At 73.0% G+C, this 14,461-nt stretch carries 16 protein-coding genes; 7 read left to right on the top strand and 9 right to left on the bottom strand.

Annotation, left to right across the window (positions count from 1 at the left end; translation table 11 throughout):
- The first annotated feature begins 47 nt into the window (after positions 1–47).
- Positions 48–2,378, top strand: a complete 2,331-nt coding sequence (locus tag QA802_RS38540) for a SpoIIE family protein phosphatase (protein ID WP_334535164.1) — start codon at positions 48–50, stop codon at positions 2,376–2,378.
- Positions 2,379–2,451: 73 nt separating this feature from the next.
- Here the strand turns inward: QA802_RS38540 and QA802_RS41810 are convergent, their stop codons facing one another.
- The 3 genes from QA802_RS41810 to QA802_RS38530 all read right to left on the bottom strand — a co-directional run bounded on the left by QA802_RS41810 (position 2,452) and on the right by QA802_RS38530 (position 4,206).
- On the bottom strand, positions 2,452–2,655 hold the full coding sequence (locus QA802_RS41810) for a peptidoglycan-binding domain-containing protein (protein WP_443042237.1): 204 nt from the start codon (positions 2,653–2,655) through the stop codon (positions 2,452–2,454).
- Positions 2,652–3,230 carry a peptidoglycan-binding protein gene (locus tag QA802_RS38535; protein ID WP_443042236.1) on the bottom strand — a complete coding sequence of 193 codons (579 nt, stop codon included), beginning with the start codon at positions 3,228–3,230 and terminating at the stop codon, positions 2,652–2,654. The genes QA802_RS41810 and QA802_RS38535 overlap by 4 nt, the downstream gene beginning before the upstream one ends.
- Positions 3,231–3,378: 148 nt before the next feature.
- Positions 3,379–4,206: an ATP-grasp domain-containing protein gene (locus tag QA802_RS38530; RefSeq protein WP_334532992.1), complete on the bottom strand. Its 828-nt coding sequence runs from the start codon at positions 4,204–4,206 to the stop codon at positions 3,379–3,381.
- Between the two features lie 169 nt (positions 4,207–4,375).
- Here QA802_RS38530 and QA802_RS38525 point away from each other — a divergent pair, with 169 nt between their 5' ends.
- The 3 genes from QA802_RS38525 to QA802_RS38515 all read left to right on the top strand — a co-directional run bounded on the left by QA802_RS38525 (position 4,376) and on the right by QA802_RS38515 (position 6,622).
- Positions 4,376–5,224 (top strand): bifunctional methylenetetrahydrofolate dehydrogenase/methenyltetrahydrofolate cyclohydrolase, encoded by an 849-nt coding sequence (locus QA802_RS38525; protein ID WP_334532989.1) that lies wholly within the window; start codon positions 4,376–4,378, stop codon positions 5,222–5,224.
- A 132-nt stretch (positions 5,225–5,356) separates the two neighbouring features.
- Entirely contained in the window at positions 5,357–6,073 is a 717-nt protein-coding gene (locus QA802_RS38520; protein ID WP_443042320.1) for a TetR family transcriptional regulator, read from the top strand.
- 135 nt (positions 6,074–6,208) lie between these two features.
- Complete coding sequence (locus QA802_RS38515) at positions 6,209–6,622, top strand: Zn-ribbon domain-containing OB-fold protein (protein ID WP_334532983.1); 414 nt, start codon at positions 6,209–6,211, stop codon at positions 6,620–6,622.
- A gap of 39 nt (positions 6,623–6,661) precedes the next feature.
- On the opposite strand, the gene QA802_RS38510 is transcribed toward QA802_RS38515, so the two are convergent.
- Together QA802_RS38510 and QA802_RS38505 are read right to left on the bottom strand one after the other, a co-directional pair.
- The gene (locus tag QA802_RS38510; RefSeq protein WP_334532980.1) at positions 6,662–7,042 is read right to left on the bottom strand and encodes a PPOX class F420-dependent oxidoreductase; all 381 of its coding nucleotides are present in this window, start codon (positions 7,040–7,042) and stop codon (positions 6,662–6,664) included.
- Positions 7,043–7,127: 85 nt separating this feature from the next.
- On the bottom strand, positions 7,128–8,306 hold the full coding sequence (locus QA802_RS38505; RefSeq protein ID WP_334532977.1) for a MalY/PatB family protein: 1,179 nt from the start codon (positions 8,304–8,306) through the stop codon (positions 7,128–7,130).
- Between the two features lie 39 nt (positions 8,307–8,345).
- Here QA802_RS38505 and QA802_RS38500 point away from each other — a divergent pair, with 39 nt between their 5' ends.
- Positions 8,346–9,386 carry a hypothetical protein gene (locus QA802_RS38500; protein ID WP_334532974.1) on the top strand — a complete coding sequence of 347 codons (1,041 nt, stop codon included), beginning with the start codon at positions 8,346–8,348 and terminating at the stop codon, positions 9,384–9,386.
- 189 nt (positions 9,387–9,575) lie between these two features.
- Entirely contained in the window at positions 9,576–10,970 is a 1,395-nt protein-coding gene (locus QA802_RS38495; RefSeq protein WP_334532971.1) for a S1 family peptidase, read from the top strand.
- A 217-nt stretch (positions 10,971–11,187) separates the two neighbouring features.
- Here the strand turns inward: QA802_RS38495 and QA802_RS38490 are convergent, their stop codons facing one another.
- Together QA802_RS38490 and QA802_RS38485 are read right to left on the bottom strand one after the other, a co-directional pair.
- A complete protein-coding gene (locus tag QA802_RS38490) occupies positions 11,188–11,349 on the bottom strand; it encodes a hypothetical protein (protein ID WP_334532968.1) in 162 nt (53 codons plus the stop codon).
- 189 nt (positions 11,350–11,538) lie between these two features.
- The gene (locus QA802_RS38485) at positions 11,539–12,234 is read right to left on the bottom strand and encodes a L,D-transpeptidase family protein (RefSeq protein ID WP_334532966.1); all 696 of its coding nucleotides are present in this window, start codon (positions 12,232–12,234) and stop codon (positions 11,539–11,541) included.
- Positions 12,235–12,425: 191 nt separating this feature from the next.
- Here QA802_RS38485 and QA802_RS38480 point away from each other — a divergent pair, with 191 nt between their 5' ends.
- The gene (locus tag QA802_RS38480) at positions 12,426–12,980 is read left to right on the top strand and encodes a hypothetical protein (protein WP_334532963.1); all 555 of its coding nucleotides are present in this window, start codon (positions 12,426–12,428) and stop codon (positions 12,978–12,980) included.
- Between the two features lie 4 nt (positions 12,981–12,984).
- On the opposite strand, the gene QA802_RS38475 is transcribed toward QA802_RS38480, so the two are convergent.
- Entirely contained in the window at positions 12,985–13,899 is a 915-nt protein-coding gene (locus QA802_RS38475; RefSeq protein WP_334532960.1) for an SDR family oxidoreductase, read from the bottom strand.
- A gap of 164 nt (positions 13,900–14,063) precedes the next feature.
- Positions 14,064–14,438: a DUF4180 domain-containing protein gene (locus tag QA802_RS38470; protein ID WP_334532958.1), complete on the bottom strand. Its 375-nt coding sequence runs from the start codon at positions 14,436–14,438 to the stop codon at positions 14,064–14,066.
- Between the last annotated feature and the right edge of the window lie 23 nt (positions 14,439–14,461).

Below are 14,461 nucleotides of genomic sequence, written 5' to 3'. Positions count from 1 at the left end.
TGACGAGCGAACCCGCCCTGCCCTCGGAGTCCGGCGGCGTCCCCGACATGGCCGCGCTGACCCGCGTCGTGGCCCGCCAGCGCGCCGAGATGGACCGGCTGCAGGACCTCGCGGCCACCGCGGCCGTGCTGGAGCGCGCCAAGGGCGCGCTGATGGCACAGCGCGGCTGCACCCCCGACGCCGCCCAGGAGGAACTGCACCGACGAGCACAGATCGCGCGGCGGACGCTGCTGGAGGAGTGCTGGATCACCCTCGGCGCCCTCGCCGCACCGTCGCAGACCAAGCCCGCGGCCCCTTTCACCGACGCCCCGGAGGGGCAGAGCGCGCCGCAGTCCGCCGTCGACGAGATCGACGCCGCGGCCCTCGGCCGGCTCAGCCGGGCCCTGGTCCGGGTCGGCGGCACACAGGATCTCGCCCGCCGGCTGCTCGACCACCTCGCGCCGGACGTGGGCGCCGACGCCGTCATGATCTACGCGCAGTCGCCCGGCGGCGGGCTCGACCTCGTGGGGCACGCCGGGATCGACGAGACGCTGGCCGACCAGTGGGGCCGGGTTCCGTCGGTGAGCGGGATCCCCGCACACGACGCCCTCGAGTCCGGCAGGCCGTGCTGGCTGGAGGACCCCGACAAGGACGCGCAGCGGTATCCGCTGATCGGCGCCCCGGCTCGGCGCTGGCCGACCCGGGCGTGGCTGCCGGTGGTCACAGGAGCGTCGGCCGACGTCGCGCTGGGCGTCCTGCGGCGCTGGACGGGTCCCTTCACCCCGCGCGTCCGAGAGCATCTCCTGGCCGTCGCCCAGCTCTGCGCGGGCCCGCTGCGCACCTTCGACACCCGCCGGCCCGCCGTCGGGGCCGCCGCAAGCGCCGTGCAGACGATGTTCGATCCGCTGCCTGTGTCCGCGGTGTTTCTCGCGCCCCTGCGTTCCGCGTCGGGGCACGTCGAGGACTTCCGTATCGACGCCGCCACCCGGGCGACCTCCGACGCCGGAGGCCGCAGCGGCCACGAACTGGTCGGGCGGCGCTTCCTGGAGTGCTGGCCGGAGATCTCCGGCGAGCCGCTGTGGCAGGGCTGCCTGGAGGCTCTGGCGGGCGGCGAGCCGTTCGAGGGTGAGCCGTTCGTCCGGCAGCGGACGGTCGCCGGGGCCGGCGAGCTGTCCACCTACTCGGCGAGGGCCGCGCGGGTGGGCGACGGACTGGTCGTCAGCTGGGTCCGGCACGACCCCTTTGAGCGCCAGGAGCAGCGACTGGCGGACGTGCAGCGGCTGGGCAACCTCGGCTGGGTCACCTGGAACCTGGCGACGGGCGAGGGGAACTGGTCCTCCCAGGTCTTCGCCATCCTCGAACGCGACCCCGCCCGGGGCGTCGTCCCGCTGGCGAGTCTGCCGCGGCTCGCCCTGCCCGACGACGTGCCGGTGCTGGCCCGCTCCGTCGGGGAGCTGGTGCGCCACGGGCAGCCGTGCGACGTGCCGTTCCGGCTCCCCACCCGGGACGGCGTCCGCCATCTGCGGGTGGTCGCGGAGGCCGTGCCGGACGCCGAGGGCACGCCCGTCGAGGTGCACGGCTTCGTGCAGGACCTCACCGCGCAGCGCAGTGCCGAACTCGCCCTCGTCGCCAGCGAGCGGGCGATGCTCACCCAGCACGGCGTGCTGCAGGCCGAACGCACGGCCGCCGCCCGCCTGCAGGACGCGCTGCTCCCGCTGCCGAAGCAGCCCGTCCGGCTGGCCGGGCTGCGGGTGGACATCGCGTACCTGCCCGCGCAGTCGGATCTCAGCGTCGGCGGCGACTGGTTCAGCGCCATCGAACTGCCCGACGGGGACGCCCTGTTCGTGGTGGGCGACGTGGCGGGGCACGGTCTGGGGGCCGTCGCCGCGATGGCGCTGCTGCGGTTCACCGCCAAAGGCATGATCATCACGGGGTCGTCGCTGACCGGGGCGCTCAGCCGGCTCAACGCGCTGCTGCTGCACTCCCGTGATCCGCACGGCTCGGCGACCCTGGTGCTGGCCCGCTACAACCCGCGTGAGCACCGGCTCGTCTGGGCGCAGGCCGGCCATCCCCCGCCGCTGCTGCTGCGCGCCGGTGAGGCGCGCTACCTCGAGCGCCCGTACGGGATGCTCCTCGGCGCGACGGACGCGCCCCGCTACGAGGAGACGGACGTCCTGCTGGAACCCGGCGACCGGCTGCTGCTGTACACCGACGGTCTGGTGGAGCGGCCCACGGAGAGCATCGACCAGGGACTGGAACGGCTCGCCCGGGCCGGCGCCCGCGGCGGCCCGGCCGGTCCGGTGCCCCTGGAACACCTGCTCGGCGCGGTGCTGGAGCCCGACGGCCGTGACGACGTGTGTGTTCTCGACATCCGGCTGCCGCGGGACGGCGAGGAGTAGGACCGGCCGCCGGGCGGTGCCCGCATCGGCGGCCCCGCCCGGCGCGCGGCCGGCCGTCCCCTGTTCACTCTGTTCACCGGGTGGCGGCCGCCGCGGTCCGGGACTCCAGATCGCGGCGCGTGTCGTCGCCGTACACGCCGCTCTCGTCACCGCGGATTCCGTACCAGAGCTGGAAGCGGGCCACGGCCTCGGTGAGGACGCCGCTGTAGCGGCCGTCGGTGGGGCCGTTGTCGTAGACGTTCGGAATCCTCAGCAGACGCTGCTGGAGCTCGGTCACCCCGGGCCGCTGTCCCCTTCCCTGAGGGTGCCCGCGCCGTCGGGATCGGCGGACGCGCTCGCGGCGGCGGTCGGCGTGGGAGCAGAAGCGGGCGGCTGCGCCGCGGCGGCGGCCCCACCGTCGCGGCCGGGCAGGAACAGCGCGCCGGCGAAGCCGAGCAGCGCAGCCGCGAGCACGGCGACGACGGCGACCGCGGCGCGGGGCGGCCCGTCGGCCCGGCGGGGCGCGGGCCGCACGGCACGGCCGGGGGCGGGCCGGACGGCTCGGCCGGGCGCGGGCCGCACGGCACGGCCGGGGGCCGTTCGAGGGGCCGGCCTGGCCTCGCGCCCGGGGGCCGGCCCGCGGGTGCGCCGGGCGCGCGCGCCGACGGCGGGCGCCGGGGGCAGTTCCCGGGTCTGCGCCTCGTCGCCCGGTGCCCTCCCCGGCAGCGGAACGGCCTCGTAGTCGTCGGCGGCGTCCTCGGTCAGCTCGCGGAACAGCTCCGCGAGGGCGTCGGTGTTGCGTGGCCGCAGGACCCGGATGGGCTCCAGGACCTGGCGGTCGTGCGGTTGTCCGGGTTCCTCCGGTGTCGGCACCTGGTCTCCCTCCCGTGGGTCCCCGGAAGGGATACGGGCGCGCGGCCCGCCTGGTTCACCGGCGCCCCGCCGCGCGTGGCCGGCGCGGGCGGGGCCACACGGGCCGCGGGCGGGGCCGCACAGCAAGGAAGGCGCCCCGCGAGCAGGGCTACGCGGCGAGGAAGTGGTGCAGGGAGCGGGTCGTCGCGGCGACGAAGGCGTCCCGTGCGTCCTCGTCGAGGGCGTCCAGGGAGAGGTAGGGGTTGAGGTCCTCCAGTTCCACCAGCAGCAGCTCGCCGTCCGGGGTGCGGCACGCGTCGACGCGCTGGATGCCGTGCGCGAGGCCGTTCCAGTCGACGAAGCGGTGGGCGAACTCCAGGTCCCGCACGGTGGGCCGGTACGGCTCGAGCTCCCAGCGGCGGTCGGGGCGCGGGGCGTACAGGGCGTACTGGAAGTCGTGGTCGACGTAGTAGAAGGAGACCTCGTGGACGAAGTCGACGCACGGCTGCAGGAGGAGCGAGCCGTCGGCGAGGGCGGGCACGGCGTCGGGCGCGACGATCCGCAGGCCCAGCGAGTCGGCGCCGAGCCGGGGCTTGACGACGTACCGCTCGGCCTCGGGCAGCCGGTGCAGGTCCTCGGCGCGGTCGACGGTGGGGATCACCGGGAAGCCCTCGGCGCTCAGCTCGAGGAGGTACTGCTTGCCCGCCATGTCGGCGCGGCCGGTGAGCGGGTTGTAGACGCGCACGCCGTCGTGCAGCGCGTGCTCCCGGAAGGCCTGGTACTGCGCCGGGTAGCCGAGGACGGGTCCGCTGTTGCGGACGACGACGGCGTCGAAGGAGTGCATCAGCGCCGTCGCGTCCAGCGGATGGCACAGGGCGAGATCGAAGTCCGCGCGCAGCCGGGAGGAGAGGAAGACGTCCTCGTCGCCGTAGCGGCGCCCGCGGGCCGGGTAGGCCAGGTCGGTGACGTAGAGGAGACGGGGTCGGGCGGCGGGCATGCGAGGTCTCCCCGATGGGCGGCGAAGCGGTGCGCAAAGGTTACGTCAGCGAAACTGCGGCTGACCTGGCGGTACGGCTGCGACGGGCGGGACTCGTGGTCGGCGACGGACGAAGGGGTCGTACGATGACAGGACCGTCGTTCTTTCTCCTGAAGGGCTCGCCGATCCCGTGACCACCGCAACACTTCTCGACGGCAAGGCCGCCGCGGCCGACATCAAGAGCGAACTCGCCCTGCGCGTCCAGGCGCTGAAGGAACGCGGGGTCACTCCCGGGCTGGGTACGATCCTCGTCGGCGACGACGCGGGCAGCCGTTCCTACGTGGGCGGCAAGCACCGCGACTGCGCCCAGGTCGGCATCGCCTCGATCCGGGTGGAGCTGCCCGCCGACGCCTCCCAGGCCGACGTGGAGGCCGCCGTGCTCCGGCTGAACGCCGATCCGGCGTGCACCGGGTTCATCGTGCAGCTCCCGCTCCCCGCCCACATCGACACCCACGCGGTGCTGGAGCTGATCGACCCGGTCAAGGACGCCGACGGTCTGCACCCGACGAACCTGGGCCGGCTGGTGCTGGGCATCCCGGGCCCACTGCCCTGCACCCCGCGCGGCATCATCGACCTGCTGCGCCGCAACCGCGTGGAGATCACGGGCCAGCAGTTCTGTGTGATCGGCTGCGGTGTCACCGTGGGCCGGCCGCTGGGTCTGATGCTGACCCGCGCCACCGAGCACGCCACCGTGACCCTGTGCCACGAGGCCACCCAGGACACGGCCGCGCACGCCCGCGAGGCGGACGTGGTGGTGGCCGCGGCCGGAGTGGCCCACATGGTCCGTCCCGACTGGATCAAGCCGGGTGCCACTGTGCTGTCCGTGGGCCTCACGCGCACGGTAGAGGGCATCCTCGGCGACGTCCACCCCGACGTGAGCGACGTGGCCGGCTCCTTCGCGCCGCCGATCGGCGGTGTCGGACCGATGACGCGGGCGATGCTGCTCACCAACGTCGTCGAGGCGGCGGAGCGGCTCTGACCCGCCCGGCACCCGCCCGGCACTCGCATGGCACTCGGTTCCCCGTACGAGGGAACCGAGTGCCATGGGCGCGGCCCAGGTGTTACGTTCCCGTCCATGAGCGCGACTGACAAGGCGCAGGCCAAGCCGCCCATGCGGGACGCGCTGGTCGCGGCGGCCTTCCGGCTGTTCCTGGAGCGCGGCTACGAACAGACCACCGTCGACGACATCGTGGCGCTCGCGGGGGTCGGCCGGCGGTCCTTCTTCCGCTACTTCCCTTCCAAGGAGGACGTGGTCTTCCCCGACCACGAGCGGTGCCTGGCCGACCTGACCGCCTTCCTCGCGGCGAGCGGCGATCGGCACGAGCCGGTACGACGCGTCTGCGAGGCCGCCCGGCTGGTCCTGCTGATGTACGCGGAGAACCCCTCCTTCTCCGTGCAGCGCTACCGGCTCACCAAGCAGGTCCCCGGGCTGCGGGCGTACGAGTTGTCGGTGGTCTGGCGTTACGAGCGGGCCCTCGCCGATTATCTGCGCGGCCGTTTCACCGACCGGACGCACGGCGCCCTGCACGCCGACGTCATCGCGGCCGCGGTGGTGGCCGCCCACAACAACGCCCTGCGCTCCTGGCTGCGTTCGGACGGCCGGGGCGACGCGACCGCGACCGTGGACCACGCCCTCGGCTTCGTGCAGTCGGCCTTCGGCGCTCCCCCGGCCCCTGCCCCGACCTCGACTCCGGCCCCGGCCCCGTCGCCCGCCGTCGAGGGCCCGGAGGACGTCGTGGTGGTGGTCGCCCGGCGCGGGGCGCCCCTGTGGCGTGTGGTGCGGGAGATCGAGACGACGCTCGAGGCTGACCGGACCCGGGGAGATTAGGGTACGCAGTGCCTTTACCAGTGACACTGAGTGCCATACGCTGTGGCCGTGCACGGCGGCACGGTCGACCGGGCACGTGCGTGCACGGGTGAACCGCGCACGTGGATTCCGGCCGAGTGCAGGGAGTTGACCCGCGTGTACCACCACTCAGGAACCGCCGTACAGCAGTCCGTCCGCTCCGCGGCGGGCGTCCTCGAGCGCCCCCGCGCCGACGGTGACACGATCCTCTTCCAGCGCTGCACCTGGTGCGCCACCGCCATGTACCACCGGCTGCTCTGTCCGGTGTGCCAGGGCAGCGACCTGCGCACCGAGCGCAGCGAGGGCACCGGGACGGTCCGTCACGCCACGGTCGTGCACCGCAACACCCCGGCCGCGCGCAATGTGTCGCTGGTCGAGATGGCCGAGGGGTTCGTCGTGCGCGGCCGGGTCATGGGCCCGCTCATCGGCATCCACAGCGGCGCCCGCGTCCGGCTGTCCACGGCCGAGGACCCGGTGCGCGGCGAGCCGGTGTTCCAGCTACTCGACGAGCCGTACCGCGCCTGGCACTGAACACCGCACGCGAGTCGTGGACGCGCCGCCCGCATCCGCTCACAGCGTGATGCGGATGCCCACGGTCCCGTCCAGTCCCCGGCGCAGCCGGCTGCCCAGCAGGGTGAGCCGGCCGAGGACGCCGTACTTGCGGGCGAGCAGCGTGCGATAGCGGGCGGTGGTCTGCGCGTCGCAGATCTCGGCGGTGGCCGGGATCTGGTCGCCGGTCGGATTGCCCCGCACGTCGCACGGGCCGACTAGGACGTCCCCGCGTGCTCTGATGCGCTTCACCTTCCAGGCGTCGGCGGCCGACCAGGCCCCGAGCGCGTCGCCGTCGCGCACCACCCACACGGGGGTGGCGACCGGCGTCCCGTTCTTGCGGTAGCTGGTGATCAGCAGATACTTTCCCGCTGCCAGCCGGTCGAGCGACTTGTCATCCATGTCCCGCAGTCTAGGCATCCCGGCCCGTTCGCCACCCAGGCGGTTCGCGCGGGACGGCCCGTCGCGGGCCCGCGCCGGACCGGGCTCAGCGGACGGCGGCGGCCATCCGCCGCACCCCCTCGGTGAGGATCTCCGGCGAGGTGGCCAGATTCAGCCGTACGTGCCCGGCTCCGCCCGTGCCGAAGTCGGTTCCGGGGCTGAGAGCCACCCTGCCCCGCTCCAGGAAGACCGCGGCCGGATCGTCCCCGAGGTCCACGGCCCGGCAGTCGAGCCAGGCCAGGTAGGTCGCCTCGCCCGGCCGGTACCCGACGCCGGGCAGGTGCTCGGCGAGGAGAGCGGTGAGCAGACGGCGGTTGTCGTCGAGGCCGGCGAGCAGGGCGTCCAGCCAGTCCGTGCCCTCGGACAGGGCGGCGGTGTGGGCGAGGACGCCGACATGGCTCGGCCCGTGGCCGACCTCCTCCGGCATCCGGGCGAGGTCGGCTGCCGCGTCGGGGCCCGCGACGGCCAGGGCCGCCTTGAGGCCGGCCAGGTTCCAGCCCTTCGAGGCCGACATCAGCGACAGACCGTTCTGTGTGCCCGGGACGGCGAGGTAGGGCACGAAGCCGCCGTCCGGCGCGGCGAGCGGTGCGTGGATCTCGTCGGCGACCACCCGTACGCCGTACCGGTCGGCGAGCGCGGCTACGGCGGCCAGTTCCCGGGCCGTGTGCACGGTCCCGGTCGGATTGTGCGGGCTGCACAGCAGGTGTGCGGCGCGCCCGCCGTCCGCGACGGCCCGCCGGTAGGCCTGCTCCAGCACCTCGAGGTCGAGTCGGCCGTCGGCACCGAGGGGCGCCTCGGCGATGCGCCGGTCCATGTGCGCGACGAACGCGAAGAACGGCGGGTAGACCGGCGGGTTGACCACCACGGCGTCGCCGGGGGCGGTCACCAGCTTCAGCATCTCGACGACGCCCAGCATCACGTCCGGCACGATCGCCGTCCGCTCGACCGCGAGCCCGTCCCAGCCCCAGCGCTTGGCGGCGAACTCGACCAGTGCCTGCGCATACGCCGTGCCCGTCGGATAGCCGGTGTCGCCGAGCGTGAGGGCCCGCGTCACCGCGTGGACGACCGGCTCGGCGAGCGGCACGTCCATCTCGGCGACCCACAGCGGCAGGACATCGGCCGGATAGGTGCGCCACTTCATGCTCGTGCGGCGGCGCAGCAGATCGAGAGTGAGCGCGTTCAGCGGATTCGGTTCACCTGGCGCGTCGTGCGGGATGCTGGTCATGGGCACAAGATAGGGGGTCGTGGTGTGACGTGGGATCGTGTGAACGGGACAGTCGTGGCGGACGCGGCGGGCGTCCGGGAGATCGCCTGCGACGAATCCGGCTCGGACGGCGAGAACCTCACCGGCGGCAACACGGATGTGTTCGCGCACGCCAGTGTGCTGCTGTCGGTCGAATCCGCCGCCGGGCACGTACAGGAGATCCGCGACCGGATCCGTTCGCCCGCGGAGGAGTACAAGGCGAACCATCTGCTCCGGGAGAAGCACCGGGCCGTTCTGGAATGGCTGCTCTCGCCGTCGGGGCCGCTGTACGGACGTGCCCATGTGCATCTGGTGGAGAAGCCCTTCTACATCGTGGACCGGGCCGTCGATCTGTTGCTGGACGATCCCGCGGCGGCCGTCGCCCTCTTCGGGGAAGGGCGGCGGACGTTCACCGGGGAGGAATGGACGTCGTTCCTGGAGGCGGCCAACCACTTGCTGTGGGTGCGTCACGACGAGCCGCCGGACACGCCGCACGCGCCTGTGGCGCACTTCTTCCACCTGGTCGACACCCTGCGGCGGCGGCATCCGGGAACGCCTGCGGCGGACGTTCTGGCGCGGCTCTCGGAGGAACGCCCGCGCGCCCTTTCCTATCGCGCCGGAATTCAGGACGGGCCGTTCGTGCTCGCCCCGGTCCTCAATCCGCTGCTCCCCTCGATCCTGCACACCGCGGCACACTGGAGCGACGGCGGACGTCCGGTCCGGTTGGCGCACGACCGCCAGAACATGCTCACCCCGCAGCGGATCGCCTGGATCGAGGGCGAGGCGCGGCGACGCGGCATCGGGCTCGCCGGGCTCCGGCTGGTCGTCTCGCGGTTCGACGCCCGGGTGCAGCTCGCCGACTTCCTCGCCGGCATCGCCCGCCGCATCGCCTCGGACGAGCTGGGCGGCCACGGCGACCCCGCCCTCTCCGCGCTGCTGCGCCCGTACACCGGCGCTGCGGCCGTGTGGGGCGACGAGCGTAGTTGGGCGCGGCTGGGGCCCGCGCGGGAACCCGGTGGACCGTCCACTCCGGTCGACTCCCGCATCCCGGGCCTTTCGTAGGCGGACGTCCCCGCACACGTCCCGGTGTGACGCACTGCCTCCCCGGCGCGCGGATCCCCGCCGCGCTCACTTCCGTACGCGCGGCGGCTGAACACTTGCGGGCTGCGGCGCGTATGGAGGTGAGGGTGCTCAACGACCGGAGGGCCCCGCGGTGTTGAGTCCGCGCGTTCAGGGTTTCGGGAGCCAGGCATGAGGCACGTACGACGACGGACCGTCCGGCGAGTGACACGGCTGGCGGCGGTCGGCGGACTTCTCCTGGGAGGAGCCATGGTCGCGCAGGCCGCCATGGCGAGCGAGCCGCCCGGCACGGCGGCGGTTCCGCGCAGCGCGGCGGAGTCGGTCGTGACGAACCCGGGGGCGGCGCTCGTCGAGAGGTTCGGCACCGCGCGCACCGCCGGCACCTGGCTGGACTCCGAGGGACGACCGGTCGTCGGGGTCACCGACGAGAAGACCGCCGAGGCCGTACGGGCGGCGGGCGCCGTCGCCAAGGTCGTGTCGCACAGCATGAACGAGCTCAAGTCGGCCACGGCGGCGCTGCGTTCGGCTCCGCGGGTGGCCGGCACGGCGTGGGTGATGGACTACCGGTCCAACCAGATCGTCGTGCAGGGCGACAGCACCGTGTCGTCCGCGGACTGGTCGAGGCTGACGCGCACGGCCGGCGGTATCGGCGGCTTTGTGCGCATGGAGCGCACCACCGGCGCGTTCACCACCCGGATCAACGGGGCGCAGCCCATCCTGTCGACCGGCGGGCGCTGTTCGGCCGGCTTCAACGTGACCAACGGGACCAGCGACTTCATCCTCACCGCCGGGCACTGCGGCCCCACCGGGTCGACCTGGTTCGCCGACAACCAGGCCAAGCAGCAGGTGGGCCAGACCGTCAACTCCTCCTTCCCCGGAAACGACTTCTCGCTGGTGCAGTACGCGAGCGGCAAGGCGGGGGCGAGCGCCGACGTGGTCGCCATCGGCAACGGCAACGGGGTGCGGATCACGGGCACGGGCGACGCGGCCGTGGGCCAGCGGGTGTTCCGCAGCGGCAGCACCAGCGGACTGCGTGAAGGCGAGGTGACCGGCCTGGACGCGACGGTGAACTACCCGGAGGGCACGGTCGGCGGACTCATCGAGACGACCGTGTGCGCCGAACCCGGCGACAGCGGCGGCCCGATGTTCTCCGAGGGGATCGCCCTCGGCATCACCTCGGGCGGCAGCGGCGACTGCAGGACCGGCGGTACGACGTTCTTCCAGCCGGTGGACAACGCGCTGGCCCAGCTGGGCGTCCAGCTGATCGTGGCGGCGCCTTCCGACAACGCCCAGGGCGGGACGCCCACCTCGTCCTCCGAGCCCGCGCCGGCCGCCTCCAACACGGCGGCGGCCTCCCCGGGTTCCGCCTCGCCGGGCTCGACCGCCCCGGTGACCGGTGTCGGCGACAGTGCGACCCTCGCCTCCCGGCTCACCGACCCGAAGAACATCGGCCCCGGTCTGCTGGTCCTGGCGGGCAGCATGGTCGCCCTGGTCGCGACCCGGTACATCCGCGCCGAACAGGACCGCAAGGCCTATCAGCGGTACTACTCGGCGACCTGGGGATGACCAGGCCGCCGAGCGCCGCAAAGGGCGCCCCCCGGTCACAGGGGCGCCCCCCGGCTCGGACGGAGTCCGAGCCGGGGGGCGCTGAGACGGTGAAATTGCGGGCGAGGCCGACACACGCGGGACGCCGGTGCACGAAGGACGCCAGTGCGCCGGCGGGCGCCGGGAAGCCGGGCGCTCGGGCGGGGACGGCCTCGCGGTCGGGAGGCGGTCAGGTCGCTCAGACGGGCTGCGGTGCGGCGGCCCACTCCAGGACGAGCCGCTGGTACTCCTCACGCTGCTCGCCGCTCAGTGTCCCGCCGGACCGGAGCCACAGGGCCCTGATCTCCTCGTTGACCTCCGCGGCCGATCGCTCGGAGAGGGTTTCAACAGTGGTGGACATGGTGTGAATCTTACGGCGTCCGAGGTGAAGGCCGCGTGAGTCACCGCGAACGAACCAGACATACCGGACGTGTTACTGATCACGTCCTTCTGTCAACGCTCCTGGAAACCGAGCGGATCACCGACACGGTCGCCTGAGCCGCGTCACACGGCACGGCTCAGGCGCAGCTCACGACGCCCGCCTCACGGCTCACGTGCCCGGCTTGCGCCCGTACACGAAGACGTCGTCGCCGTTCTTCAGCAGCGACCAGTACGTCTTGGCGGCCGTCTTCGTCATGTTGACGCAGCCGTGCGAGCCCGGCGGGTTCCACATGCTGACGCCGACCGAGTGGAACGCCTGGCCGCCGTCGAAGAACTGGCTGTAGGGCATGGGCACGTTGTAGATGGTCGACACGTGGTCGATGTGCCGCCAGTAGATCTTCTTCAGACCCGTGCGGGTCTCGTAGCCGTTGCGGCCGGTACGGACCGGGACCGGCCCGTAGACCAGCTTGCTCCCGTCCTGGATCCAGCTGATCTGGAGGGTCAGGTCGACACAGGCGATGCGGCCCTTGTTGGTCGGGCACTTGCCCGCCTTGTTGGGCTTGTTGCCCACCGCCTTCTGCTTGTTCATCAGGTCCATCACGCCCCAGGTGACGGGCCCGGCGTAACCGATGTTCGGCGTGATGCCGTGCTTGGTCTGGAACGCCCGGATCGCCGAGCAGTCGGCGCTCGACTGCTTGCCGTCGACGGGCCGGCCGAGGAACTTCTCCACCTGCTTCTGGTACGGCCCGGCCGACGTCGTGCAACTCGCGGCCTGGGCCGGCGCCGCGCCCAACGCGAGCGTCAACGGCGCGATGAGCCCGGTGATCCCGAGCGCGACCGCCCCTCGTCTGCGTATGTCCCCCATGACCTGACCTCTCCCTGCCACTGTTCTCGCGATGTCGTCAAGGTAGACCCGCCGACGGGGGCCGCGGTTGTGGTGAGCACCGGTCTGTGACGAAACAGTGAACTTCCGGACCGTCAGATCAAATGAAATGATCTGACGGTCCGTTGAGCGTCACCGCGCCACCGCATCACCAGGAAGGATCTCGTGCGGATATGTCCGCGTTCCTCCAGCAACTTCCCGCCCTTCTGGGCGTTGTCGTCGGCGCCCTCGGCTCGTATCTCGCCCTGGCGCGCAGCGACCGGGCCCGGTTCGCGCGCGAGCGGTCGGCACGGTGGGAGGAACGGCGGCTGGCGGTGTACGCCGAGTACGCGAGGGCGGTCAAGCGGTCGGTCAACCTGACGTACCGCGTCGCCTCACACCTGGGCAACGACCCGCACCCCTACCCGCTGTCCCCGCAGGAGGCGGAGCCTCAGCTGGCGCAGGCCACCGACGCACGCGACCCGGCCGGGGAGGCGCTGGTCATGCTGGGCAGCCGCGACGTGGTGGAACGGGCGCGGACGTGGGTGACCGTGGTGATGGACATGGAGGCCTTCCTACGGGAGGGAACCCACGATCCGCAGGCCTGGCAGGGGCTGCTGGAGCGGCAGCGCGCCGGCCGCGAGGGCTACTACGCGGCCGTGCGCGAGGACCTCGACCTGCCCCCGGGGCACCCGGCGCGCTGGTCGACGATGCCTGCGCCGACGGTGCCTGCGCCGCCGTCGGCGTGACGGCTCAGCGGTAGCCGGTCGTGTCGGCCGGCTTGCCCGCGTCCTGCACCTCGACGAGGTACCGCCAGGCGTCCGGACGGCTGCCGTCGAGGTCGGTGAAGCCGTACTCCGGGGCGAGGCCGCCGCTGGAGAGCGACTGTCCGTTGCGACGGGCGACGTCCGGGTCGGCGGCGAGCGCGGCGACGGCCCGGCCGACGTAGCGGGGCGTCTCCGAGATGGCGAAGTGCGGGACCCGGTCGAGGGCGTCGCGCCAGTTGTCCTCGCGGACGCCGAACTGCTCGAGCATCAGCTCCGAGCGCATCCAGCCCGGGGTGAGCGCCACGGCGGTGGCCCCCCGGGGCCCGATCTCGTGGGCGAGAGCGAAGGCCATGCGCAGGACGGAGGCCTTGGCGAGGTCGTAGAAGAAGTTCACGCGGTAGGTGTCGCGGTTGTACTCGGCGGTGCCGTCGGTCATCTCGACGACCAGTCCGCCCGGCGTGCGCAACAGCAGCGGCAGAGCGTGGTGGCTGGTGACGGCGTGGGTCTCCACGGCGAGCCGCAGCAGCCGCAGTCCGTTGTCGAGGTCGTGCTCCCAGACGGGGGTGTCCCACTCGAAGAGCTTCTCGCCGCCCCAGATGTCGTTGACCAGGACGTCGAGGCGGCCCTGCTCGTCCGCGATGCGTTCGACGAGGGCCCGCACCTGCGCCTGGTCGAGGTGATCGGTGGGCACGGCGACGCCCCGCCCGCCGGCCTCGGTGACCAGGTCGGCGGTGTCCTCCACGGTCTCGGCGCGGTCGTACTCGGAGCGCCGGTCGCGGGTGGTGCGCCCGGTCACGTAGACGGTGGCGCCGGCCGCGCCCAGCTCGACGGCGATGCCCCGTCCGGCGCCCCGGGTCGCTCCCGCGACCAGAGCGACCCTGCCCTCCAGCGGTCCTGACATGTCCTGCCTCCCGGCTCCTCGGTGTGGGGTGTCACTACGAGGATCTCGGGAAATCCGGACGTCTTCTGTCGCCTTTCGGCGAACCTCACCCGACCGGACTCAGCGGACAGGCGCCGGCCGGTGATGGCGCTCCGCCGGTGCCCGGGTTCGACCAGTGCCCGTGCTCAACCGGCGGCCGGCTTCAGCCGGTCGTCCAGTTCGCCGTCGTCCGCGAGGAACCACAGCTGGCTGCCGCGGTTCGCCTCACGCACGAAGTCCCGCAGCGCGGAGCTCTCAGCGAGCTGCCGCGAGACGTCTCCGACGACGGCCAGCCGTACCCGGTAGTTCACGAACTTCTGCACGACGTCGCCGGCCACCCCGGACCGCAGCCGGAAGAAGTCGTCCCCGATCCGTTCCGCGGGCACGGCCACGAGCTGGGCGTCGTGGCCGTACGCGTCGCCGATCAGGTCCAGTGCGGCGCGTTCCCCGTCGAGCGGCGGGCCGTCGGGGGCGCACCGCAGGACGCGGGTGCCGTGCAGGTTCAGGAGGGTGCCGGTCATGACCGTGAGCGTACGGCCGTCCG

This window comes from Streptomyces sp. B21-105, from assembly GCF_036898465.1.
Taxonomy (GTDB): domain Bacteria; phylum Actinomycetota; class Actinomycetes; order Streptomycetales; family Streptomycetaceae; genus Streptomyces.
This window is presented reverse-complemented; position numbering and strand designations above follow the sequence as displayed.